Annotated in this window: 17 protein-coding genes; 7 read left to right on the top strand and 10 right to left on the bottom strand. The window is 70.1% G+C overall.

Features of this window, described 5'->3' with window-relative positions:
• The first annotated feature begins 58 nt into the window (after positions 1 to 58).
• The 3 genes from IF04_RS0110555 to IF04_RS0110565 are packed head-to-tail and all read left to right on the top strand — an operon-like array spanning position 59 to position 9,946.
• The gene (locus tag IF04_RS0110555) at positions 59 to 6,187 is read left to right on the top strand and encodes a putative T7SS-secreted protein (RefSeq protein WP_030253921.1); all 6,129 of its coding nucleotides are present in this window, start codon (positions 59 to 61) and stop codon (positions 6,185 to 6,187) included.
• Positions 6,184 to 8,967, top strand: coding sequence for a right-handed parallel beta-helix repeat-containing protein (locus IF04_RS0110560; RefSeq protein WP_030253923.1), 2,784 nt, complete (start codon positions 6,184 to 6,186; stop codon positions 8,965 to 8,967). Before IF04_RS0110555 ends, IF04_RS0110560 begins: the two co-directional genes overlap by 4 nt.
• A 37-nt stretch (positions 8,968 to 9,004) precedes the next feature.
• Positions 9,005 to 9,946, top strand: coding sequence for a hypothetical protein (locus tag IF04_RS0110565; RefSeq protein ID WP_051831029.1), 942 nt, complete (start codon positions 9,005 to 9,007; stop codon positions 9,944 to 9,946).
• 82 nt (positions 9,947 to 10,028) lie between these two features.
• Here IF04_RS0110565 and IF04_RS0110570 read toward each other — a convergent pair whose 3' ends face one another.
• The 6 genes from IF04_RS0110570 to IF04_RS0110600 all read right to left on the bottom strand — a co-directional run bounded on the left by IF04_RS0110570 (position 10,029) and on the right by IF04_RS0110600 (position 15,168).
• The gene (locus IF04_RS0110570; protein ID WP_245654353.1) at positions 10,029 to 10,670 is read right to left on the bottom strand and encodes a hypothetical protein; all 642 of its coding nucleotides are present in this window, start codon (positions 10,668 to 10,670) and stop codon (positions 10,029 to 10,031) included.
• A gap of 549 nt (positions 10,671 to 11,219) precedes the next feature.
• Positions 11,220 to 11,501, bottom strand: a complete 282-nt coding sequence (locus IF04_RS0110580; RefSeq protein WP_030253929.1) for an EF-hand domain-containing protein — start codon at positions 11,499 to 11,501, stop codon at positions 11,220 to 11,222.
• Between the two features lie 351 nt (positions 11,502 to 11,852).
• Positions 11,853 to 13,187 (bottom strand): Dyp-type peroxidase, encoded by a 1,335-nt coding sequence (locus IF04_RS0110585; protein WP_030253931.1) that lies wholly within the window; start codon positions 13,185 to 13,187, stop codon positions 11,853 to 11,855.
• A gap of 18 nt (positions 13,188 to 13,205) precedes the next feature.
• Entirely contained in the window at positions 13,206 to 14,219 is a 1,014-nt protein-coding gene (locus IF04_RS0110590) for a hypothetical protein (protein WP_030253933.1), read from the bottom strand.
• Between the two features lie 71 nt (positions 14,220 to 14,290).
• A complete protein-coding gene (locus tag IF04_RS0110595) occupies positions 14,291 to 14,824 on the bottom strand; it encodes a hypothetical protein (protein WP_030253935.1) in 534 nt (177 codons plus the stop codon).
• A gap of 5 nt (positions 14,825 to 14,829) precedes the next feature.
• On the bottom strand, positions 14,830 to 15,168 hold the full coding sequence (locus IF04_RS0110600) for a PLDc N-terminal domain-containing protein (RefSeq protein WP_051831031.1): 339 nt from the start codon (positions 15,166 to 15,168) through the stop codon (positions 14,830 to 14,832).
• A 313-nt stretch (positions 15,169 to 15,481) separates the two neighbouring features.
• Between IF04_RS0110600 and IF04_RS0110605 the strand changes: the two genes are divergently transcribed.
• From IF04_RS0110605 to IF04_RS0110625, 4 genes are all read left to right on the top strand, one after another.
• Complete coding sequence (locus IF04_RS0110605; protein ID WP_245654354.1) at positions 15,482 to 16,345, top strand: YhjD/YihY/BrkB family envelope integrity protein; 864 nt, start codon at positions 15,482 to 15,484, stop codon at positions 16,343 to 16,345.
• Between the two features lie 65 nt (positions 16,346 to 16,410).
• On the top strand, positions 16,411 to 18,054 hold the full coding sequence (locus tag IF04_RS0110610) for an MFS transporter (protein WP_030253942.1): 1,644 nt from the start codon (positions 16,411 to 16,413) through the stop codon (positions 18,052 to 18,054).
• A 923-nt stretch (positions 18,055 to 18,977) separates the two neighbouring features.
• Positions 18,978 to 20,045, top strand: coding sequence for a tryptophan dimethylallyltransferase family protein (locus IF04_RS0110620; protein WP_245654355.1), 1,068 nt, complete (start codon positions 18,978 to 18,980; stop codon positions 20,043 to 20,045).
• 5 nt (positions 20,046 to 20,050) lie between these two features.
• Positions 20,051 to 21,274: a pyridoxal phosphate-dependent aminotransferase gene (locus IF04_RS0110625; protein WP_030253946.1), complete on the top strand. Its 1,224-nt coding sequence runs from the start codon at positions 20,051 to 20,053 to the stop codon at positions 21,272 to 21,274.
• On the opposite strand, the gene IF04_RS0110630 is transcribed toward IF04_RS0110625, so the two are convergent.
• The 4 genes from IF04_RS0110630 to IF04_RS0110645 all read right to left on the bottom strand — a co-directional run bounded on the left by IF04_RS0110630 (position 21,260) and on the right by IF04_RS0110645 (position 24,165).
• Positions 21,260 to 22,630, bottom strand: coding sequence for a cytochrome P450 (locus IF04_RS0110630; RefSeq protein WP_245654356.1), 1,371 nt, complete (start codon positions 22,628 to 22,630; stop codon positions 21,260 to 21,262). The two genes, IF04_RS0110625 and IF04_RS0110630, sit on opposite strands and share 15 nt — an antisense overlap.
• A gap of 143 nt (positions 22,631 to 22,773) precedes the next feature.
• Positions 22,774 to 23,397, bottom strand: coding sequence for a GTP-binding protein (locus tag IF04_RS0110635; RefSeq protein WP_030253950.1), 624 nt, complete (start codon positions 23,395 to 23,397; stop codon positions 22,774 to 22,776).
• Positions 23,378 to 23,746, bottom strand: coding sequence for a DUF742 domain-containing protein (locus IF04_RS0110640; protein WP_030253952.1), 369 nt, complete (start codon positions 23,744 to 23,746; stop codon positions 23,378 to 23,380). The genes IF04_RS0110635 and IF04_RS0110640 overlap by 20 nt, the downstream gene beginning before the upstream one ends.
• Complete coding sequence (locus IF04_RS0110645) at positions 23,743 to 24,165, bottom strand: roadblock/LC7 domain-containing protein (protein ID WP_037958898.1); 423 nt, start codon at positions 24,163 to 24,165, stop codon at positions 23,743 to 23,745. Before IF04_RS0110645 ends, IF04_RS0110640 begins: the two co-directional genes overlap by 4 nt.
• Positions 24,166 to 24,171: the final 6 nt, after the last annotated feature.

The raw sequence follows: 24,171 nt of genomic DNA on the forward strand, positions 1-24,171 counted from the left end.
GTGCTGGGCGCGTCGGTAGTGACATCTGTGAACGGTCTACCGCGGGAGAGGAACAGGCTTGGCTACGCGTCCCGGTGACTGGGGTGCTCTCGGCCTCGACGGCGATCCGACCCCGGGCGACGCCGCCGCCATCACGGCCATCGCCGACGCGATGCGCGATCTCGCCACCAACGCGGGCACCATCAACAACGGCCTCAAGGCGCTCCAGCAGACCGCCGGTGACGGCCAGCGCTTCATCGGCAAGACCGCCGACCAGCTGCGTGACATGGTCGACGACCACCTGCACAACTTCGTCGGCCATGTCGAGGAATCCTTCCACCAGGCCGAGGCGGCGCTGCGTACGTACGCCACCGCCGTCACCGACGCGCAGAGCGATGCCGACCAGGCGCTGTCCGCCATCCAGGGCCTGGCCGACGACGACCCGCAGCGGCAGACCCACATCGACCGGGCCGAAGAGGCGAAGACCGCGCTCGGCAACGCGGCGAGCACCTTGGACAAGGCGCTGACCGCTGCCGGGTCGCTGATGGTCCAGCCGGTCAGCGACTGCGACATGTTCTGGGAAGCCTTCGAATGGCTGACCATCGTCCTGTCGGTCATCGCCATCTTCACCGGCGGCGTCCTCGCGGTCCTCGCCTGGGGCATGAACGCGGTTCTGCTGATCAAGACCATCGTCGACTTCAGCCAAGGCAAGGCCAGCGGCCTGGAGCTCGGCCTCGCCTTCCTCGGCGTGCTCTTCCCCACCACCAAGGCCCTGCCGGTCGGCTCCATCGTCAAGGGCCTGGGCGGCGTCCTCAAGGGCGGCTTCGAGGGCATCGCCGGCGCCGGGAAGAACATCTTCGCGGAGATCGGCCACTTCTCCTCGCTGCACGGCATGCCCAAGGTCGTGGTGGCGCCCATGGTCATCGCCGCCCACGCGGCGCCTGCCCTCAACATCGTCAACGGCGTGAAGGGGTTGGGGAATCTCGCCAAGGGCGGCTGGGGGTCCCTGGCGGGCACCATCACCAAGGACTGGGCGACGTTCACCGGGCACATCGACGGCAGCTGGGCCAAGATCGGCGCGTACGCGAAGGTCAACCTCGGGCGGGGTGGGCGGATCGCCACCGCCACCGTACTGCCCCTGGACTTCACCGAACTCGGTGTCCTGGGCCTCGGCGGCGCCGCGCGGCTCGCCTTCGGCGAGCGGGTCCTGGGCATCCAGCAGCCGGAACTGCACGCGCTGCTGGCCAATGCGGGGCGTTCGGACGCGGCGCTGCGCGGCGGCATCCACACCGGCGCGTTCGGCGGGCCCGGCGCGCTCGTGCCGTTCCGGCCCGTCGGCGGGACCGGCGCGCCCTTCGTGCCGGGCAGCTTCGTGGACCTGTCGGGCCTGCATCTCGGCGCGGCCGGTTTCCCGGGAGGTTTCCCGGGCGCGCACTTCACGCCCGGTGGGCTTGGCGGGTTTCCCGGGACAGTGACGCCCGGCGGGCTCGGCGGGGTTCCCGGGACCGTGACGCCCGGCGGGCTCGGAGCGTTCACGCCGAACGGGCTGGGGTCGTTCACACCGAATGGGCTCGGGTCGTTCACGCCGAATGGGCTCGGGACGTTCACGCCGAACGGGCTGGGCGGTATCGCCCCCAACGGCATCACGATGCCGCACGGCGTCACCGCACCTCAGGGCATCACCGCGCCTCAGGGCATCACCGCGCCTCAGGGCATCACCGCACCGCATGGCATTACCGCACCGCACGGCATCACCGTGCCCAACGGCTCCGTCACCCACGCGGGCGTGCAGATCGACCAGCCGGGGCTGGTGACCGCCCCCGACGTACCCGGCATGACCACGCACGCCAACGGCCTGACCGTCCCGGACGTCCACGGTTCCGGTGCCACTCAGCTCATCCAGCAGACGGACTTCGCAGCCGGGCACATCCGCATGGACAACAACCTGCTGCTGTCCGCGGACACCGCCATCGACCTGCTCAAGGACACCCACGCCTCGTCGCCGCTCGCCCACGTGGCGACGGACGCCCCCGCCGTCCGCGTCCCGGAGACCTCGTTCGACGCCGGATCGGTCCACGGCATCGGCGACGGCCACGCGATGGCCCGCGGTGCCGCCGGGCACGGCGAGGCCCTGGAGGACATGACCTTCCCCGAACTGCAGGCGCTGGCCTCGGGCGACGTCGCGGTGACCGCCTTCCACGGGGACGGCGTCAGCATCCGCATCGGCGACGCGGCGACGCGCACGTTCACGGCGCAGGACCTGGCGAACACGGTGCCCGGCGGCCCGGCGCGTACGGACCTGACGGGCGTGCAGGACGTGGCGGTCACACAGGGCCCGGCGGGCACCCGGCACCTGCCCGGCGCCGAGGGAGTGCCGGGTGCGCACAGCGGACCGGCGGAAACGATCCGGCCGACGGGCGCCGGCGCGCACGACCCGCTGCGGGCGAAGACCCCGGAGACGGCGCCGGGCTCCAAGGCAGGCGCCGCGTCCGGCAACGATTCCCTGACCAAGGCGGCTCCTCAACCGGCCCTCGACCAGCATGACCTGGCGATGAGCCTGCTGGATGCCGGCGACCGCAAACCCGCCCCGGCCACCGGCCACAGCGCCACCCCGGACAGCGGCCCCTCCGGCGTGTCGGCCCGCCCGGACCTGGACGGCGCGGGCGCGTCCGGCACCGCGGACCACAGTGCCCTCGACCTGATCGCCCACCCGGGCGGTGACGTGTCCAAGGCGGCGGACGCCGTCGCCGTACCGGCCGCGGTCAAGGCCGCCGAACACACCCCCACGCCCACGCCCGCGCCCGCGCCGAAGGCCGGGTCCGCTGCCACCCCGGCGCCCGGGCCGAAGGACTCCGGCCCCGTCACCGCGCCCCCGCGCGGCCGCTTCGGCGGCTTCTCCGGCGCCGCCGCCATGAATCAGCGCCTGCGCGCCCGGAACGACCTGATCCTCGGCGGTTCGACCGGTCCCGAGGCCGGGGCGAAGCTCAACGCGTGGGTCGGGTACGAGAACGCGCTGTCGCAGCTCGGTAAGGCGGAGCGCAAGGTGGACGAGCTGGCGCCGCCGGGCGCCGCCCAGGGCGAGCCCTCGCCCGCCCTGGCCGAGGCGCTGGACGACCTGGGCGTCAAGCGCGCCGAGGCCGCCGAGGCGGAGGCCAGGCTCGACGAACTGGGCATCGACGCGGCGCGCACCCGCAAGCAGATCAACGCCCTCACCGGCGGCCTCTTCGGCGAACACGGCCTCGGCGGCGGCCCGCGGCCGCACCCGCAGCCGGAGACGCACCCGAACCCGCAGCCGGAGCCGCAGGCGGTCCCGTCCACCGACAAGGGCAAGGGCAAGGCCAAGGCGGACTCCGTGGAGCCACAGCCCGCACCGGGCAGCCCCTTCCCGCAACGCCCGGCACCGGAGGACCCGCTCGGTTTTGGCCCCGGCACCGGACGCGGCGCCCGCGACCGGGCCCGGCACGACATCGTCACCGGCGGCACCAGCGGCCCGGAGGCGGAGCTGCGGCTCGACGCCTGGGAGCAGTACCAGCGGGCCTCGTACGACCTGGCCGGGGCCCAGGCAAAGGTGGACCGGCTGGTGCCCAAGGCGGATCAGCCCGGCCCGTCCAAGCCGTCCGCCCAAGCCCTCGACGCGCTCGACGACCTGGGCGCCAAGCGCGCCGAGTTCACCGAGGCCGAGTCCCGGCTCGACGACCTGGGCATGGACCCGCAGGCCGTCCGGCAGCAGATCGACGAGGCCAACCACGCCATCGCCACCGAGCGCGCGCGGCGCGGGGAGTACGTCGGGCCGCTCGGCGGTGCGCCCTCCTCGCACCCCGGGCCGCGCGCCGTGGAGATGACCGACGTACAGCCCGGCCCCTCGGGCCAGGGTGGCGGCAACCACCAGATGCCCGGCCTCCGCTGGGACAACGCCCTCACCCGCGGCACCACGCCGGGCGACATCCGCGCCAACACCGCGTTCCGGGACCTGCACGGGCTCGACCAGCGGCCCCTGTCCGGCGCTGACTACCTGGCCAACCTGCACGACAGTCTCCGCGAGCAGCGCCCGCTCTCCTACGTCGTCAACACCGTCGTCAAGTACGACGAAATCGGCGGCGGGCAGCTGGGTGACTTCCTGCGGGCGGTCACCGCCGGTCTGCCGGACAGCTACCGGGGGCGCTTCGGTGTGGTCATCGGTCTCAATGGCCCGGCGGACGAGATCGCACAGATCAATGCCGCGGTGCGTCATGCCCTGGACGGCGTGCAGGCCGACTTCCCGATCGCCGTCGTCGGCGTCGGCTGGCGCGGCGGCGACTTCCCGTACGGCACCGTACGCAACACCGTCATGACCAGCCCGGCCAGCCGGTCGATGGTGCACGCGATGATGGCCGGCGGCGCCGACGGAGCCGGGCGTTCCCATCCGTACTTCGCCTTCATGGACTTCGACACCTTCGAGCACACCGTGCCCAGCGGCCGGCACATCTTCGACTACTTCGAGAAGAAGTTCGAGATGCGCGGCGTCGAGCGGGCGGGGGAGCCGTCGTCGGCCGAGCCGCTGCGCCCGCTGACGATGTTCGGTGGCTACCGGGTGCCCGAGCCGCCGGGCGGCGGCCTGCCCGATCCGCTCCTGGTCAAGACCGACGAGCACCTGGCCAAGGCCGAGGCGAAGGGCAAGGGCAAGGCCTCGGACACCCAGCGGCAGCCCGGCGAGCTGCGGGTGACGCAGGAGAACCGGATCACCTTCGACCTGCGGGTCCGCGCGGACATGCGCGCCCGCGTCGGCATCGCCGGCCGCCACCCGCTGCTGCCGTACGCACCCGAGCCCAACCTGTTCGTGGACGCCACCGCGACGCTGGTGGACGCCATGCCCGGCGTCCACGGCTGGCTGCCGCTGCGGTACGGTCCCGGCGGCGCCGAGTACCACCAGCTGAGCCGGGCGCTCAACAACTTCAACGCCTGGGAGCTGGACGCCACCCTGCCGCGCCTGACCAGGGACGACTTCCCGCGGCTGGCGGGCGAGAGCCAGGACGACTGGCTCAAGCGGGTGGACGACGGCATCACCGACCGCGAGGCGCAGCGGGAGATCGCCGCCGGCAACCACACGCTGCCCGTCCGCGGTACGGCCTTCGTCGCCGAGTTCGAGAAGGCGGCCATCACCACCGACCTCTCCCGGATCATGGCCGGGCTCTACGGCAAGGGCGGGAAGCTGCTCCAGGACCACGCCGGGCTGTCACAGCTGGAGCGGCTGGTCGAAAGCAAGGAGACCAAGCGCGGGCTGGAACTGAAGGACGTTCGTGACAACCGCTTCAAGCTGTCCCCGGAGGCGGCGGATCACGAGAACCCGCTGCGGCCGGTGGAGAGCCCGGGCCAGGAGGCTCCCCGGGACGTCGCCGCGCGACTGAGCGACGAACTGGGCACGGACGCCAACCCGTTGGGGCTCAACGTCTCCGCCGGGCTGCCCGGCGACCCGTCCGTACGGGCCGGCATCCGCCAGGAGGACCTGCGGTTCATCACCCACGGCTATGCCCACAACGAGGACCCGTCGCGCTTCCTGGACCTGCTCGACTACGCCATCGTGCATGCGTCGCACCAGCCGCCGCCCACCTCGGTCCTGCACGCCTTCGACAACGCGCCCGGCCACCTGCGGCTGCCCTCGGCGGAGCAGCTCCTGCGAGACGTGCGGACCCAGCTCGGGCGCGGTGGCACGGCCTCCAAGAACGCGATCAAAAACCTGCTCGACGAGGCGCTCCGAAGCAACCTCAACATCGACCTCACCCCCCGGGAACTGTCCATCGCGCTGGCCACCGGGCGCCTGCGCCGCGAGAACTTCCTGGCAGGCGGCCTGGAAGGCGCTTCCGGCCAGGCCGTCAGGTCCGCGGCCGAGGACTTCGCACTCCAGCGTTACGCCAACGCCCTCGGCCGCGAACTGCACCTCACCTTCGCGGACGGCAGCATGACCACCTTCGCCCCCGAAAGGGCGGGGAAGAAGCGGCTGCCGCCCCCGGTGGAGATCGTCTGGACGACCAGCCCCGACACCGTGCGCTACCCGGACGGCGGCCACTGGACCGTGGCGGACAACGAACCTGGCCCGGTCGCGGGCGGCAAGCGCGGTCGCGGCGGTGCGGACGGAACGGGCGGTGACACCCACTCCAAGCGCCCGCGCAAGGGCAAGGGCCGGGCCGACGGCCCCGCCGACCCGGACACGCCCATGGGAGGCATCCAATGACCACCGGTCAGGCGGCACCGGACGCCACCGTGCATCACGTGACCCCCGGCCGCCCCGGCGCGCTGGCCGCGGCCCTGGAGGCCGCTGCCCCGGGCGACGAAGTGCGGATGTCACCGGGGACGTACGCGGAGACGCTGCGCGTCGTACGGGACGTGACGCTGCGGGCCGCGGACGGCGGCGGGGTCACCCTCGCCGCGCCCGGTGGCACCACCCCGGCCCTCGAAGTCCGCTCCGGTGCCCGGCTGACGCTGGACGGAGTGACCGTACGGGGTGGTGCGGCGGACCAGCCGGCCGTCCTGCTGTCCGGCGGCAGCACGCACTGGCACGGCGGCGGTACCGGCATGGGCCGCCTCGAAGTGCTGCGTGACGCCGCGCTCACCATGACCGGCGCCCGCCTGACGGGCGCGGCACTGGCAGGGGCGCTGATCCGTACCACCGGTGCGGTGCGGCTGACGGACTGCGTCCTGGAAGGCGCCCAGGGCACCGGCGTCGTGGTGGGCGGCGACTCCCGGCTGGAGATGACCGGCAGCCGGATCAGGGGGGCCACCGGCTCGGGTGTGCGGGTCCGCGACGGCGCGCACGTCCTGTTGCGCGACTGTCTGATCGACGGCGCGGGCCGCAGCGGACTGCTGTTCGAGGACCGGTCGGCGGCCCTGCTCGTGGACTGCCGGGTACGGGACTGCGGCGGCGAAGCGGTGCGCGTGCTGGACTCCTCGCCCGTACCGCAGGACGACGACCCGTACGAGGCGGCGGACACCGCGGCCCCGGCAGAGGTCCGGGGCGGACTGCTGCTGTACGGCTGCGAGTTGAGCGGCGCGGGCGCCGACGCGCTGCACGTCGCCGGGGCCGGCGACGCCGTGCTGGCCGGCTGCGTCCTGCGCGACGGCGGCGGCTCCGGTGCCACGGCGGGGGAGCGGGCCCGGGTGCGGCTGGCCGACACCCGGATCGCACGGACCACGTCGGCGGCCCTGACGGCCCACGGTACGGCCCGGCTGGAGGCGCGCGGCACGACCGTACGCGGCTCGGCGGCCAACGGCCTGCTGGCCACCGGCTCCGCCACCGTCCGGCTCACCGACGGCGAGGTGACCGACTGCCGGTTCAGCGCCGTACACGCCGGTGGTGCCGCCGAGGTGACGCTGACCCGGCTGCGTGCCGGCCACACCCCCGAACACGGGCTGCACGCGGTCGCCGACGCCCGGCTGACGCTGACCGAGGTGCACCTCACCGACTGCGGTATGTCCGGCCTCGATCTGTCCGGCGCGGCGGGCACCGAAGCCGCCGAACTGTCCGTCGTCCGCTGCCGCAACGGTGTCGTCGCCGGCTCCGGAGGCCCGGTCCGCCTGACCGGCTGCACGGTCACCGACGCCGAACGCGCCGGGTTCGGTTTCGGCCCCGGCGGCGACGCGGAACTGGCCGGCGGCCGGGTGCTGCGCGCCGGCACCGCCGGGCTGGTGGTCCAGGACGGCGCCACCGTACGGGCCCGGGACGTGGAGATCACCGAGGCGGCCGGGTCCGGAGTGGTGGTCGCGGCCGGCGCCGCCCCGCACGTGAGCCGGGTACGGATCGTCCGCGCCGGCAAGAACGGCCTGATCGTGGACGCCAAGGGCGCCGGCGTCTTCGAGGACTGCGAGATCACCGCCCCTGGCTACCCCGCCGTCCACCTGGGCGAGGCGACCACCCCCGTACTGACCCGGATCCGCGTACAGGACGCCGACGCCGACCTGAGCACCGGGACCGGCGCCGAGCCGGAGGTGCGCGACTGCGTCTCCTGGCAGGTCAAGGACGCGCACTGGCCCGCGCCGCTGGCGCCCGTGACGGCCACCGCCACCGCGGCGTCCGGCGGAACCCCGGCCGGGGGCACCGCGACCACGGCCCCGGCCACCGAGGAGGACCTCGACGAACTGCTCGGCGAACTGCAGCAGTTGATCGGCCTGGACCGGGTCAAGCAGGATGTCGCCTCGCTCGTGAAGCTGATGCGTATGGTGCAGCGCCGGGAGGCGGCCGGGCTCGCGGCGCCGCCGCTCAGCCGTCACCTGGTCTTCGCGGGCAATCCCGGCACCGGCAAGACCACGGTGGCCCGGCTCTACGGGCGCATCCTGGCCGCCGTCGGCCTGCTGGAGCGCGGCCACCTCGTGGAGGCCGACCGCTCCGCGCTGGTCGGCGAGTACGTCGGCCACACCGGACCGAAGACCCAGCGGGTCTTCATGGAGGCGATGGGCGGCGTGCTGTTCATCGACGAGGCGTACTCCCTGGCACCCGCAAACGGCTCGGGCGGCAACGACTTCGCGCAGGAGGCCATCGCCACCCTCGTGAAGCTGATGGAGGACCACCGTGACGCCGTCGTGGTCATCGTCGCCGGCTACCCGGTGGAGATGGAGCACTTCATCGACTCCAACCCCGGCCTCGCCTCCCGCTTCAACCGCACGTTGCTGTTCGAGGACTACGGCACCGAGGACCTGGTGCGCATCGTCGAACAGCACGCGGCGGCCCACCAGTACGAACTGACCGACGCGGCGCGCGCCACGCTCACCGGCTACTTCGACCACGTTCCCCGGGACGGCCGGTTCGGCAACGGTCGCTCGGCCCGGCAGACGTTCCAGGCGATGACCGAACGGCAGGCGTACCGCGTCGCGGAGAACGACTCCCCGTCCGAGGCGGACCTGCGGACGCTGTCCGAACTGGACGTACCGGAACTGGACGTACCGCGGACGGATCTGTCCGGTCCTGGCGTGCCGCAACCGCTCCCGTCCGGCCCCGGCGGGCCCGTCCGCCCGGCCTGACCCGCCTCCCCCGACTACTCCCAGGAGGAAACCCCCGTTGTCACAGCCGAACAAGAACGCCGGCCCGGACCGCCCGTCCGGGTCCGGTTTCGCGGAGACCTTCGCCAAGGGGGCGCGCACACCACTGCGCGGCCTGGCGCCCGGCCGGCGGGTGTGGAAGACAGTGCTGGGCCTGCCCGTGCTGGCCGGTGTCGGTGTCGGCGTGGTGGCGCTGGCCACCCTCGGCGCCTCCCAGGTGCGCTTCGGCGACGGCCAGGAAAAGCCCGTCGCCGCCAACCGGCCACAGCCGGCGAAGACGGGCTCCCCGGCACCGGCCACCAAGGCCAGCAAGTCCCCGAGCCCGTCCCCGAGCCCGGCGTCCCCGAAGCCCAGCGACGCGGGCGCGCCCGCCCCGGCCCCCGAGGCGCCGGAGAAGAAGACCCCGCCCCCCAAGGCCAAGAAGCCCGCCGGTCCGCCGCGCGTGACCTACACGGGCCTCGTGGGCCCCGGCTGCCCGACCCCGCCCGGCGGCGGCTATGAGCAACGGGGTGCCTACAACGACGGCGGCAACGGCTGGTACGGGCTCACCGGCGGCAGCACCCGGGAGGGCGGCTGCAGCGGCCAGTTCACGTCCGTACCGATGTCCGGTGACCCGGGCAAGGACGCCAACAGCAGCGTGGTGTGGTGGTTCGCGCCGGGCCCGGAGTCCCGGTCCTGCCAGGTCTCGGTCTACGTGCCCCAGGGGCCCAACGACCGCGACGTGAACGGCCGTCCGACCACGTATCAGGTGCTGACCGACGCCTTCGACGTGAACTCCAAGTACGCCCAGTTCACCGTCGACCAGGCCGGGCACCGCGGCAGCTGGCAGCCGGGCGGCACCTTCCAGGTCCGTCAGGGCAAGATCGCCGTGAAGCTGCTGGACCGCGGCGTCGATTACGGGCCGGGCCGCGAGGCCGCCCACCACGCGGCGGCGCCCGTCAAGGTCACCTGCCACGGCTGAGCGTCCGCTGCGGGCCCGCTGCGTGCCGCGACCACTCCATACGGCACAGCACGCAGCGGCCCCGCAGCCGGCCTCGTTCCGGCTACTCGGGTCGCTGCGTACGGGCGTTGTGCCCGAGGCCGTCCGGACGGCCCGCCGTACGCTCTCCCAGGGGCAGCACCAGGGCGCGCTGCGCCGCGGGACCGGAGGACCTGCGGACCTGTCCGATGTCCTGCCACCCCCACGCCTGGAAGGCGGCGTGAACCGTGCGGTCGGCCTGGTCCACCAAGGTGGCACCGAGCGAGGCATGGTGGTCGGCGAGCAGCTGCGTCTGCAGCAGCCGGGCGAGATCGGGGGTGTGCTCGTGCGGATGGACCACGATCTCCGTGATGGCGAAGGCGTGCCCGGAGGAGGTCAACTGCTCGACGAACGGGGGAAGTTCTCCCTCGAAGCCGAGCCACCAGGACCCGTCGCGCGCGATGGGAAAGCCGAAGGCGCACCCCGCCAGGGTGGCAGTCTCGGCGACCAGCATGGAGAAGCCCGGGCGCCGTACGGAGTCCGCGAGGCGGAGCAGGAACTCCTCCCTGCGGTGGTAGGTCTCGCCGGCCGGGGCGTCCGAGGACTCGACGTACAGGTCCGCGAGATCTTCGCGCAGGCTCTCGGCCTGCCAGCGGTTGAGGCGGCGCAGGCGTACCGCGTCCAAGGAGGAGCGCTCATGCCGCGGCCCGGGGCCGGTGCCTGTCATCGTGCACCTGCCGAGAGGGGCGCGGACCGCGGAGCAGGCATGTCTCCAGGAGGGCTCGCCGGGAAGCCGTTTCTGATCAGCGCCCTGCTCTGTTCGTCGTGCCGGTGGACGTTCGGCTGGGGCCGGGACATGGCACCTCCGATTCCGGGCGACCGGCCGGGGCGGGAGCCGGCGGTGCAGGCTGAGGCCCGGCAGGTAGGTGTATTCAGCAGCGACGCGCCGTCGGGGTCTGGAACGTCGACGTCCTGATGCGAGGGAGGATAGTCCCGGATCCGCCGGGGAGGGAGACGGAAAGGCCCCTTCAAGCCGGACCTCCGGGAGGAGCTCACATACGTCGGGGGGGCGATGCGGTCGGAGAAGACCAGTGCACCTCACGGGCCCGGCCGAGACATTCGATGTGCCGACCGTCGCGGCTGCCGGCACTATGGTCTACGCCGTCATGGGGCCGTAGCGGGATTGGCTCCGGGGGCACTACGAGGGTCGGGAGTGCGGACCGCACACGGTGCCCTCCGTTCGCCACGGAAGGCACCGTACCGCCATTCCCCGCTGTTACTGCTTCCGCGACGCCTGGCTGAACTCTTCCGTGGAGATCTGACCGTTCGAATCGCGGTCCACCAAGCGGAAGGCCTTGCGGATATTGGACTCGGAGACCCCCTGCCGCTTCGCCGCCACGAACAGTTCCGGCTCGCTGACGGTGCCGCTCCTGTCCGTGTCGATCTGCTGGAAGGTTGGCGGGGTGCTCGCGGGGGCGTTGGCGAAGGCGGAACCGCTGGCGCCGAGAACGGCCGCCCCCGTCAGAGCCATCGCGATGGCGCCGGTGCGAGTCTGCATGGTGTCTCCTCTCGGCCTCCGCGGAATGGCGTCAAGGCCGAACTTGTAGCTGTCACTGGCAACTGCAGGCACCCACCGTAGTGAAGTGATAGCTCAACGTCACGGAAGCGCGGTACTCCTACGCGAAGCGCGAGGTGTCGCCTGGTCCGCGGCACGCGACCAGCGGCGCGTGGATTCCGGCTGCGCCAAATGATCGCTGTGGTGTGGTTGCTGACCGGGCTGCGCAGCTGGAGCAGTAGTCACATGTTCTGCGCGCCGGCGCGCCAGGTCGGTGAGCGGGGTGTCAGCCGGCAGGTTCCAGAGCCAGTACTCGGTGAGCCTCTTGGCGTCGAGCCGGTCCCTTGCGGCCCGTCAGTCGCGAAGGTCACCGAGCCAGCGCAGGGCGCTCAGACTCGGCAGGAAGCAGTACTCCCCGCCGCGGGTGACGACGAACCGGGGCAGGGCGGCCAGGCGGCGTCGCACCGGCCGTCGGGGGATGGCGTAGCCGGTGGTGCCGTCCGCTGAGCCGGTGACGGGGTCTTTGGCGTCGTTTCCTCCGAAGAAGACGCCATCGTTGATCCATTGCGACTGCACGAACTCGAACTGCCGCCCCAGGTGTGCACCGATGAAGGCGAACATCAGGCCACGGTCGACTCCGTCGTCCTCCAGGGCTCCGTCGGGCAGCGGCGGTCCGTAGACGGTGCCGCGCCTGATCATTCGGTGCAGCCGTACCTCTCCGGCCACCGAGGCGTCCCGCGGGTTGGCCCGCCGGATATGGCAGCCGCGGGGCGTATCGAAGCCCGTCGGATCGTCGCGCTCGTACAGGAAGGTGTTACGGCGGTGCGGGTCGGCGCCGAGTTCCGGGTCATCACGCTGCGGCGCGAGCGCCAGAGGGGCTCCGCTGCGCCAGCGGCCCATGATCTTGGCAGCGATCAGTTCCTCGTCGGCGGGTCCTGTGGAGTTGTCCTTCAGGTAGCGCCGGAAGCCGGCGACCTGCTGATGCAGCTTGCGGAAGACCGCGTAGCTGCCGTTACGGCCCAGGACGTCCGGCTGGGGAGCCTGGATGCCGCCGAGTTCGTCCCGATAGCCGAGGATGAACTCCCCTGCCTTCAGGGGGACTTCCAGCTCGTTCGACCCGGGGATGCCGCTTCCCTCGACGGCCGGGTGGCTGACGCCGTCCCGGTAGCCGAAGTGCTCGGTCTCGGTGGGCAGGGCGTAGCAGTCCTGCCGCCAGACGGCCGTCACCCCAGGGAGGCGGTCGTAGGCCGGACGGGCCCGGTCGAGGGCCGCTGCCAGGAGCAGCGGGTCGGGTGCGACTGCTGTGAGCGCCACGTGGACACCCGAACTGCCCAGCGGTGCCTCCCAGTTCGCCGGGCTGCTTGCACCGACGTCGCCGAGCGCTTTGGCGCGGGCCGCCATGCCTTGCCGGAACTCCCAGGCGAAGGTGTCCAGCGACGAGGGCGGCACGCCGAGGGCCGCCAGGCCGGTACAGGTGACGGCCACGCTGACCCAAGTCGCACCGAGCGGACTGACGGAGTCGGCGGCAGAGGTCACCGCTGTGCTCGCCCTGCGCATCAGTTCCCGTCCGTCGACGCGGTCGTCGATACGGAAGAGGAGGTACGTCGCGGCGTAGGGGGTCGGCCGGGGGCTGAGGGCCCCGCGCTGAATGTCGTCCAGTTCCAGTTCGGCTTCCCTGGGCCTGCTCACGGTGCGCCTCCTGCGGTCCTACTTCGAGACGAGGTTGCGCCAGAAGTTGCGCAGGCTGTCATCACCGCCGAACAAGGAGCTGAAGATCGTGGAGTCCGCCAGCAGTACGTCACCGGCCCGGTCACCGCGTGGGGGCATCCACAGGAGCATGTTGAACTCGGTGTTGCCGGCCTCGGTGAACGGATGCGGCCTGGACATGTCGATCGGCTGCCTGGCAAGGACACGGAGGGGGTCCGAGTCCTCGGTCATCACCTCGTAGTGCGGCAGATGCATGTGAAAGTTGAAATTGCGCACCCCGTCCAGCCAGCCCTTGGTGTCCAGGTCCGCAACGGTGGACAGGGGAGCGATCCGGTTGCCCTCCTCAGTGGCGGGGCGCAGGCCGTAACGGTTCATGGCCGGTACGCCCAGACCCTTCATCAGGTCCCTGACGTAGGTGGCGAAGCGCTGCTGGCGGGGCACCAGTGGATCGCGGTGGTGGCGGTATTCCATCTCCCGTTCCGACAGGTCGTCCGAGGCTCCCACGTCGTGGTGGGGACCGAGGATCAGACGGGCGTCCTCACGGGCCAGGAAGTGCCGCAGAGCCTCGATCTCGTCGGGCTTCGCCTCCTGCTCGGTGATCATGTGGTCCAGCCCGAACACGAACAGGACGTCCGTGTCCGCCAGTACCCGCTCGTCCAGGGGCGTCGGGAAACCGGCCTGGTCGATGCGTTGGTACACCGGTACGGGATGTCCCGTGGTGTCCTCGACGAAATCCTGGAACGGTACCCAGGCCCAGAAGAACAGTTCCAACGACCCGGCGATGCCCTGCTGGAACCGATAGGGGTCGGCCCACTGCGGGTCCTCGTAAGCCGGCCAGGCTGCTCGCCTGACCTCGGTCATCGTCGAGAAGCGGTTGTCCAGCTCCGTCGCATACCGGCCTGCCTCGGCCGGATAGCTCCACGAAACGTAGATGCTCACCCGTCGCCCGCCCGGTGTGTACGCCCGCGGGATGTGCCGCTGGTTGTAGGTGCGCGCTGTCCTGGCCTTGCTCATGTCGATCGTCTCCGATCGCGGCGGTGCTTCGGTGCGGTGGCCCGCTCACACCGCAGTACCGATTCCCGGCCTCACTGCATCTGGTCGAGCATCTCGGACAGAGCGCTCTTGATCCGCAGCGCCTTCTTGATCTCGTCCGCCGTCACGTAGGGATACTCGCCATACTCGATGAAGCTCGGACAGTGATGCTCGCGCACGAACCTGACGAAGCCCTCAGGATTGGTCTTCCAGTCCTCAGGAAAGCCCTCCAGGTTCTCGAAGGCCGTGCTCACGCCGGACTTCGAGAACAGCGCGACCGCATCCTCGGTGTACTTGTCGAAGTCGGTGTCGAAGATCCCCTGGTACATGAATCGCGTGTCGTCGTCGAAAAGCACCCACCGCAGATAGTGCAGCTTCAACGGTGCAAGGAGATGGGGATCCTTCTCCAGCGCTTTGGCCAGTGAGTGGCCGTGTTCCCGTATGGCGTCGGCCCGGCCCGGTTTGACCCTCGCCACGATGGTGAATCCGTAACAGGCGGGAGTCTTGGGGAAAATGGGACCGTACTTCCCCTGCTCGAGGTGGCCGGTGTCCTTGGGAATGACAGCTGCCTGCGGCTTGATCTCCATGTCCGCTACCTCATCGGCCTGGTGGTGCTGGCCGGGTCGCTCGCCGCGGTCCTGCGGATGTAGGCGTCGAAGGCGTCCCGCTGGGCCTCGGCCTCAGTCATTTTGCGGCGGCCCATGCCCCGGCCCCGTACGGCGACGTAGACCAGAACGCCGAGGAAGGGCAGCACGAGTACGAAGACGATCCAGCCCGCCTTCGCCCATCCGTTCAGCCTGTCGTCCCGGAAGACGTCCGCGATGACGTGGAACAGCAGAACGAACCACATCACCCACAGAAAGAGCAGGAACATGGTCCAGAAAACTCCCAGGATCGGATAGTCGTAGGCGAGGGATACGGAACCGTTCATGATTCACTTCTTCCGTTCGCCGTCCTGCCCTCACTCGTGGCCGGGTGGGTCCGTGGTGGCTCCCCGGGCACGAGGTGCGGTGCGGGGGTACGCGGGCCTGTTGTCGGCAAGCAGCCGGCGTACGTGTCTTCAGCCGGGGTCCGGGGCCCTCTGTCTTCGACAGTAGGACGCCTGCGCGGCGGGAGCCATAGCCCGATGGGCCCTGCTTCGCGGACTGCACGGCTGCCTGCGCCTGTCAGCAGTCGGAGCCGCCGGGCCGCCTCCCCCGCGGTGGGTGAGGTACCGCGCTCACATCGGTGCGATGCTTCGATCCGTGCACCAGGCATCCCGCGTTCCCGAGGAACCGAGAGGTCCGAGACCTGCTGCGTACCGGGCCGGAACGCTCTCGCGTGTCCTGCCCTTCGCCCGCCGTGTTGCGCAGCAGCTCAAGCGCGTCGGAGTCCTGGACAACGCGACGCGCCTGGCCGCGCAGGCGTTCCTGACCGCACTGCCCATGCTGATCGCGATCGCCACGTACTCACCCGAGGTCATACGTGCGGAGCTGCTCGTGTCGCTGCGCTCCATATTCGGTACGCCGAACCCCGTCATGCATCAGGTGGAAGGGGTGTACAAGGGTGGCCCCGGGGCGCGGGAAACCTGGGGAGCCGTCGGCGTACTGGTCACACTCGTGTCCGCCACCGCCTTCGTCCGGGCCTTGCAACGGCTGTGTGAGCGGTCCTGGCAACTGCCGCATTCGGGGATACGCATCGCAGTCTGGCGTTGGTTCGCCTGGCTCATCGTGTGGACGACGGCGCTGGTGTGCCAGGGAATGCTGCACACGGGCTTCGGTGCGGGCCTGCTGCTGGCCGTCCCGCTCCAGGTAGTGGTGGCGGTCCTGGTGTGGTGGTGGACCCAGCACCTGCTGCTGGCCGGCCGGATCGGCTGGCGTCGGCTTTTCCCCGGAGCCCTGGTGACCGGCGGTGCGGTGGTGGCGTTCACCGGTGTGTCCGGGCTCTGGCTGCCGCACTCGCTCGAACTGAGTGTGCAGCGCTATGGGCCGCTCGGCTCCGTCTTCACGGTGCTGTCCTGGCTCATCCTCTTCTTCGCCATCGTCGTCGTCGGCATCGCCGTGGGGTACGTGCTCGCTCAGCAGCGGCCCTTCAGCCGTACCGCCGGCGACCACACCCGGAGAAGGTGAGGCGCAGGCTGATGAGGGCGGCGACACTGAGGCATTCCCGGAAGCCTGCGGAAGGGAGCGTCCGGATGACCACGGACACGAACCGCGGGGCAGGAGCGGCCGCCGCCCGCACCGTGCTCGGCGTCATCGCGACGCAGCAGCTGCTCATGGCGTACGACTCGACCGCCATGAACGTCGCCGTCTCCGACATCGTCACCGACCTCGACACCACCCTGACCGGCGTGCAGTCCGCCATATCGCTCTACGCCCTGGTGATGGCCGCCCTGATGATCACCGGCAGCAAACTCGGCAGCCGGGTCGGCCACCTCCGCATGTTCACGCTGGGCGCCACGGTGTACGGGATCGGCGCCCTGGTCACAGCGCTGAGCCCCAACCTGCCGGTGATGCTGGTGGGCTGGTCATTGCTGGAAGGCATCGGCGCCGCCCTGGTCTTCCCGGCGATCCTGTCGATCGCCACCCTTGCCTTCACCGGTGCACAGCGCACCCGCGCCCTCACGCTCATCGGCGCGGCGGCCGGCGTAGGAGCGGCGCTGGGCCCTGTTGTCGGCGGCCTGATCACGAAATACCTGACCTGGCGGGTCTCCTTCCTGATGGAGACTCTGATCACCGCGGTGGCCGTCGCCTTCGTCCTCCGCAATCGGAGTCTCCAGCAGAGGCCCGACCGGGCTCGCCGGCAGCCCTTCGACGGCGTGGGCGTCGTCCTCTCCGCGGCGGGCTTCGGCCTGATCGTCCTGGGCACCCTGCTGGCCAGCCGTTACGGACTGCTCATCGCCCGGGAGGACGTGACCGTCCTCGGCCGGACAGTGCTCGACGCGGGCGGACTCGCACCCACGGTGGTACTGGGAGTGGCCGGTCTCCTGGTCCTCGCGGCATTCGGGTGGTGGGAACACCACCTCGCGCGGGCCGGACGCGACCCGCTGGTCCGGATCGCAGTCCTGCGCGACCGCGGCATACGGGTGGGCTCGATCGCCCTCGCCGTCCAATTCCTCGTACTGGCCGGTCTGTTCTTCCTCGTGCCGGTCTTCGTACAGACCACATTCGACTACGACGCCTTCGAAAGCGGGCTCACCCTGCTCCCGTCCACGGTGATGCTCGTACTGGGCGCAATGGCCGGTGCCCGCGCCGTCGGTGAGGGGCGCACCACCCGCAAGCCGCTCATCATTGTCGGGTTCCTGCTGATCGCGGCCGGTACGGCACTGGCCGCGGCCGCCTTCGACCCGGACAGCTCCGGTCTGCGCATCGCTCCGGGCCTCGCCGTGGCCGGCCTCGGGCTCGGCCTGTGCACCCTGCTGCCCGACCTCGTCCAGTCCTCGGCCGACGAGGACACGGTGAGCGATGTCGCGGGCCTTTCGCGCACTACCTCGTATCTGGGCCAGTCCTTGGGCGTCGCCCTCGCCGGCGCACTGATGATCGGCGTCCTGCTGGACACCGCCCTGGACTCCGTCCGCACCAGTCCAGTACTGACCAGCAGTCAGAAGGTGCAGGCACAGGAGGCGTTGAGGAGTGGCGTACAGGTGACCGCGGTGAGCGACCAGCAGATCCGTACGGCACTGGAGAAGAGGGGCGTGACCGGCGCCCCCGCCGACGAACTGGTACGGATCAACACACTGGCCCGCGGGGACGGCCTGACCGCCGCCCTGGTGGGGATGGGCATCTTCGCACTCGCCGGTGCCGCACTCACGGTGCGGCTCCCGAGGGTTCGACGGTGAAGACGTAGGTGCGCCAGCCGGCAGGCCGCCGTGCCGAGGCCGGGCCCCGGCAGGCCGACCCTGGCCTGGGAACTGTGCGCGGCGAGGTTGACGACGATCAAGAACGTGCCCGCGGTGCCCCGCCGGCTCCAGGCGAGCAGGTCGTGGTGGGTCGGATTGTCGGCCCAGCCCTCGCAGCGCAGCAGTTCCCAGCGTCCTGTGCGCATACCCCTCCGGTGCACGACGGCCAGGAGCCGCTCGTGAAACCGTACGAGACGCCGCTGCGGACGCCGGAGCCGGTGGGGCACTCCACGGTGAGGTCGTCACCGTAGAACGCGTAGAGATTGAGCAGCCCGCGGATGATGAGGGCGTTGGCGGGGAACCACACGGGCTCGCGCCAGTTGGAGTTGCAGCCGAACATCCCGGAGCCGGACTCGGCGGGCAGGTAGCCGACGCGGTGCTCCGTCCGTCGACCCGGAAGGTGTAGGGGACAGACAGCAGCCGCGGACCGTCCCCGGCCCCCGCCAGCGGTGCACCAGCCGCCGAGGACATCGGTCGGGTAGTGCGCGCCAGGGCGACCTGCGCCCATCCCATCGCGGCGCCGGCGACCAGCGCCGGGGCGAGCACGAGTGACGTACCGGCCGTCCTGCCCGAAGTCGGCTCCATCATGGCCCGCGCCCACGGACCCGATGAGACCGATCCTGTCTCTCTGGGCGACAGTGTGCACACCCGTCAGACAAGGGCGCACGCGGCCGACGGGAAACACTCTGTAAGCCCCCCGCACGCTGCTGTCGGCCTGGAAGATTCTTCGTTATTCCTAAAGTAATAAAATCCGATTCGGTCGATGGGTCGGCGAGGGAAGGGCGCTGTACGGCGAGATCGGTGAGGGATAGGGGAGGAATTCCATGTTGTCTCCGCAGTCGGATTCGAGAGGGTCCGCCGGCATGACGTTCCTGGATTACGGGATTTCCACCGCCACACGTCTTCTTGACAGTGCAGGACTGGATGTCGAGCAAGGCGCAAGGGTGCTACGCAGGCTGCTTTCACCGTGGGGGAGAAGGCGGATCGCGCAGCAACCCGACTGGCACTCGGATGTGTGTGCCGACGGTTCGCCGATCGAGTTTTCCGCGGCCTTTTCGGCCGGCTGCGTGAAAGTCCGGGTGCTGGTGGAGGCGATTCCGGACGAGCCGAACACTCTGGCCGCACAGGAATCGGCGATCGAGCTTTCGCAAGGGCTCACCCGTGACTTCGGCGCTGTCGACGGCCGACTCGCGACAGTACGGGACCTGTTCCTGCCGGATGAAGGCCCGAGCGGCTTCGCCATGATGCACGCCGCCATCTTCGCGCCGACTGGGCGGCCTGAGTTCAAGGTTTACCTGAACCCGAGTGCCAATAACGTCATGTCCGGTGCCGAGCGGACTCGCGAGGCGATGCAGCGCTTGGGGTTCGGCAAGGCATGGACGGCAGTCAGCACATACGCTCGCCGGGGATTCGACCTCGATCGGATCGTCTACTTCGGTCTCGACCTGATCGACGGTCCCGAGTCACGCATCAAGGTGTATTTCCGCCACTACGATATTTCCCCGGCAGATCTGGACGCCAGCATGGAGATTTCCGCTCAGCATGAGTCCGGCCTCCTGGACGATTTCTGCCGTAGGCTGACCGGCCGGGCCGGCGAGCTCAGGGAACAGCCCCTTGTCAGTAATCTGACCTTTACGGCCGCCGGCGAGCACATCCCTGTGTCCGCCACGGTGTACGTCCCGCTGTGGCGGTATGCGGAGAGCGACGAAATAATGCGTGATCGCATCAGCTCTGTCATGACTGACATGGAGCTTCCCAGCGGCTGCTATCAGTCGCTGCTGAACCACATGGCCCGCCGTCCGCTGTCGGACGGGCGCGGAATACACACCTACGCATCGGCACGTGTGCACCAGGGCCGTCCCCACCTGGCCACGTATTGGTCCTCGGAGCTGTACGACCGTTATCCGCCCGCTCGTTATCAGGGAGGCTGATCCTCATGCCGTTCCAGGCCGCGACCGGACCGCTCGCGTCGCTGTTCGGTGACGCGCGGGTCCGGCCCGATCTACTGCGGCGGCAATCACATATCCGGTGGGGTGCTTACCCGCCCGATGTCATCCCGCTGACGGCAGCGGAACCGGACTTTCCCGGGCCCCAAGCGGTCACGGACGCCCTCGCCCGGTCTCTTTCCGATGGCTACTTCCCCTATGCCTCACCCGCGGGACTCGTTGAACTCCGGGAAACGTACTCCGACGTGGCAGAGGCCCGGTACGGAATCAGCGCGGCGCCCGATCGCGTGGTGCTGACCCCTGGTACGGCGTCCGCGCTCTGGGGAGTGGTGCGTCTGCTCTGCGGAGAGGGCGATGAGTGCATCTTGCTGGATCCGGTCGATCTGCTCTTCGGCCAAGCCATTGATGCCGCGGGGGGCCGGCGGGTCTATTGCCCGGTCGACAAGAGCACGGGGCGGCTCGATCCGGACCGACTCGCCTCTCTGATCACTCCGCGCACTGCCCTGATCTGTCTGTGCAATCCGCACAACCCCCTGGGTGCGGTCTTCACCGAGGCGACGCTCCGGACGATAGCGGAGACGGCGGAGACGCATGGTGTGCCGATACTTTCCGACGAGGTGTGGAATGAGATCGTGTACCCGCCCGCGGCGCACGTCAGCATGGCCGGCCTGGACACTGCGGAAAGCCGGCAGATCTATACGGTGACCGGGCTCTCCAAGACATTCGCGCTGCCCGGGCTGAGGATGGGATTCGTCATCGCCCCGGACGCGAGAGCGGCGGCCAATTTGCAGCTCACTTTCCAGTATCTCGGTGCCGCGTACAGCCTGACCCCCTTCGCCCAGGTCGGTGCGCTGGCCGCACTGCGGCACGGCTGGCCCTGGCGGGATTCCTTCGTGAAGCATCTGCACGAGACGCGGAACTACTGCGTGGAACGGCTGAACGCGATCCCGGGCATATCGTGCACCCGCCCGGACGGGACGTTCGTCCTGTTCCCCGACATCTCTTCCACCGGGCTGGGCAGTCGGGAGATGGCTGAATTCCTGCTGGCGGAAGCCCGGGTGGCGGTAGTGGCCGGCACCACCGAATGGTTCGGACCGGCCGCCGAAGGCAACGTCCGTATCAGCTATGCCACGTCCCGGGGAATGCTGGAAGAGGCGCTGAACCGGATGGAAAGGGCCGTTGCCGGCCTTGCTTCCGCGTCACCGGCCGCGTAGCCATGCCTTCAGGGAGCCCCACCACGATGCTCGCCTCCTGAGGACCGGGGGCGTCGGATACGGTACGGGGAGCGCGGCAGCGGGACGCGAACCGCTGTCCGTACCGTCCCGCAGCGGGCCCCCGGCCTCCGCGCCGAAGCCGACCGGAGCGGCGGACATGACCGTGCTGCCGGACGTGGCCGTACTGCCGGGTGTGGCCGTACCGCCGGACCGAGGCGTGGTGAAGGTGACCGGGAGGCTGGTCAGGTGGCGTGTCATCCAGCCCGATTTCCAGCGCAGTTCCTCCTCGGGAATGCTCAGACCCACGTCAGGCAGCCGCGCCAGCAGAGTGTCGATGCCGGTGTCGGTGATCGCGCGGCCGATGTTCTGGCCGGGGCACTCCTGCGGGCCGCTGCTGAAGGCGAGATGCGAACGGTTTCCGTGCAGGGGAGCCGTGGGGTCCGGCCGGACGGCCGGGTCGTGGTTCCCGGCGGCCAGACCGAGCAGCAGCATGTCCCCCGCCTCGACCTTCTGACCGCCGACCTCGGTGTCGACGGCAGCCCAGCGACCGGGGATGGTCATGAGTGGCGGTTCGCTCCACAGCACCTGCTCCACCACGTCGGGCAGGGTCATCTGTCCGCCGGCCAGCGACGCGTGGCAGCGGGGATCGGTCAGCACCACGCGCAGGGTGCTTTTGAGGAGGTTGACAGTGGTTTCGTTCCCGGCGATGAGGATGACCCGCAGGTGATTCCACACCTCCTCATCGGTGAGCGCGGAGGAGTGTTCGATCAGCCAGGACGTGATGTCGTGGCCGGGGTTTCCACGCTTGCGCCGCACGAGCTGCTGGAGAGTCTCCACGATGAACTCGTTGCTGGCTACCGAAGTCTCGGTGCCCGCCACCATGTCTCTGCTGGCTTCGACCAGCCGCGGGCCGTACTCGTCGGGCATTCCCAGGAGCTGGGTCATCACGAGCATGGGCAGTTGCTCCGAGAAATCGTCCACCAGATCTGCTGCGCCCCGGGCGGCGAAGCCGTCGATCAACTGGTGGGCGGAGCGGGTGATCTGGCGTCGGATTCCGCGGCGGTTGAAGCGCTCCAGGCTGTCGGTGACCGCCAGGCGCAGCCGGTCGCGTTCCGCACCGTCGAGGAACAGACAGACCGGCTGCCAAGCGATCATCGGGAGCAGTGGGGAATCCGGCGGAACCTTGCCCTCCTTGAACCAGCGCCAGGTGCGGGAGTCACGGCTGAACCGGGAGGGTGTACCGGCGACTTCCAGGATCTCGCGGTAACCGAGGACGATCCAGGCCGGCAGGTCGCCGTCGAGCAGGACGGGTGCGACGGGCCCGTGCTCGGCGCGCAAGCGCTCGTACAAGCTCATGGGGTTCTTGGCCGCCTCGGGGCCGAGAAGCCGCGCAAGTCCGGCAGGATCCCCGAACCGGGCGTGCGCCGGACACTCTGGAGGCGGCTCGGACACTGACTCGGACACTGACGTGGTGCGGGACGGGTCGGGGAAAGAGGCGGTCACCATGGCTCCGGGGTTGTGGTGGTGAGGGTGTGCAGGTAACGCATGAGGGTCAGCAGGGCGTCACGGCTGGAGCCGCGGTTGCGGGCATCGCAATCGATGACGGGTACGGCATCGGGGATGTCCAGGGCGGCTCGGAGCTCGGACACGGGGTGGGAGGGGGCGTCCGGAAAGGCGTTGATGGCGACCACGAAAGGCATGCCACGTTCCTCGAGCCGGCCCATCACGTCGAAGCTGTCCTCCAGCCGCCGGGTGTCGATGAGGACCACCGCGCCCAGTGCGCCTTCGAAGAGGCCGTTCCACAGGAACCAGAAGCGCTGCTGGCCCGGGGTGCCGAAGAGGTACAGCACCAGTTCGTCGTTGAGGGTGATCCGGCCGAAGTCCATCGCCACGGTGGTCTCGGACTTGCGTTCGACACCGGCGATGTCGTCCACACCGGTACTCGCCTGGGTCATGGTCTCCTCGGTGGTCAGCGGCTTGATCTCACTGACCGCTCCGACCAAGGTGGTCTTACCGACTCCGAAGCCGCCGACGACCACCACCTTCACCGCCGAGGTGACCGAGGCCGGCAGGGCGTCCTCGCTCCGGGGACCGACGACGGGTTCAGAGATTCTGAAGTCCATGCATCACCGCCTCCAAAAGGGCGACATCGGGCAATTTGGCCGGGGCCGGTACCCGGGCTTCGACATGGCCGTTCGACAGCAGATCCGTGAGCAGTACCGCGATCACGCTGACCGGCAGGTGGAGGTACGCGGAGATCTCGGCGACGGACAGCGGATAGTCGCAGATGCGGACAATGGCGGCCTGTTCGGGCTGCATGCTCCCGCCGGCCTCGTTCCGGCTCACGATCAGCGTGACCATGTCCAGGGGGGAGCGCTTGTCGGGCAGGTCCCGGCCGGACGTGATGACGTAGAGCCGTTCGGGACCGCCCTCTTCCCAGTCCGGGCGCTGTGGCTGTTCCGGGTCGCTCATGGAACCTGCCGGTCGGCCCGCGGCGGGCTGGTGAGATGCTGACCGATCCGGGCGACCAGGTCCCGCATGCGCTGTCCGATGAGCCCGGCATCCACGTCGTCATCGGCCAGCACCGCCAGGTACGCTCCGGCGCCGGCTGCCATCAGATAGAAGAAGCCGCCGTCGACCTCGATGACGACGAGTTTCATCTTTCCGTCGCCGTGCGGGAATTCCGCACCGACGGCCGCCGACAGGCTTTGCAGTCCGGCACAGGCGGCGGCGAGGCGATCCGCGGTGTCTTTCTCCGTACCGAACTGTGCCATGCACAAGCCGTCCGAGGACAGCACCACGACATTTCGAGTCTGCGGAACACTGGACGCCAACTCCTCGAGCATCCAGTCCATATTGAGCCGTTGCTGTGTCGCCACTTGCTTATTCATCCTTAC

Source organism: Streptomyces violens, from assembly GCF_000717745.1.
Classification (GTDB): domain Bacteria; phylum Actinomycetota; class Actinomycetes; order Streptomycetales; family Streptomycetaceae; genus Streptomyces; species Streptomyces violens.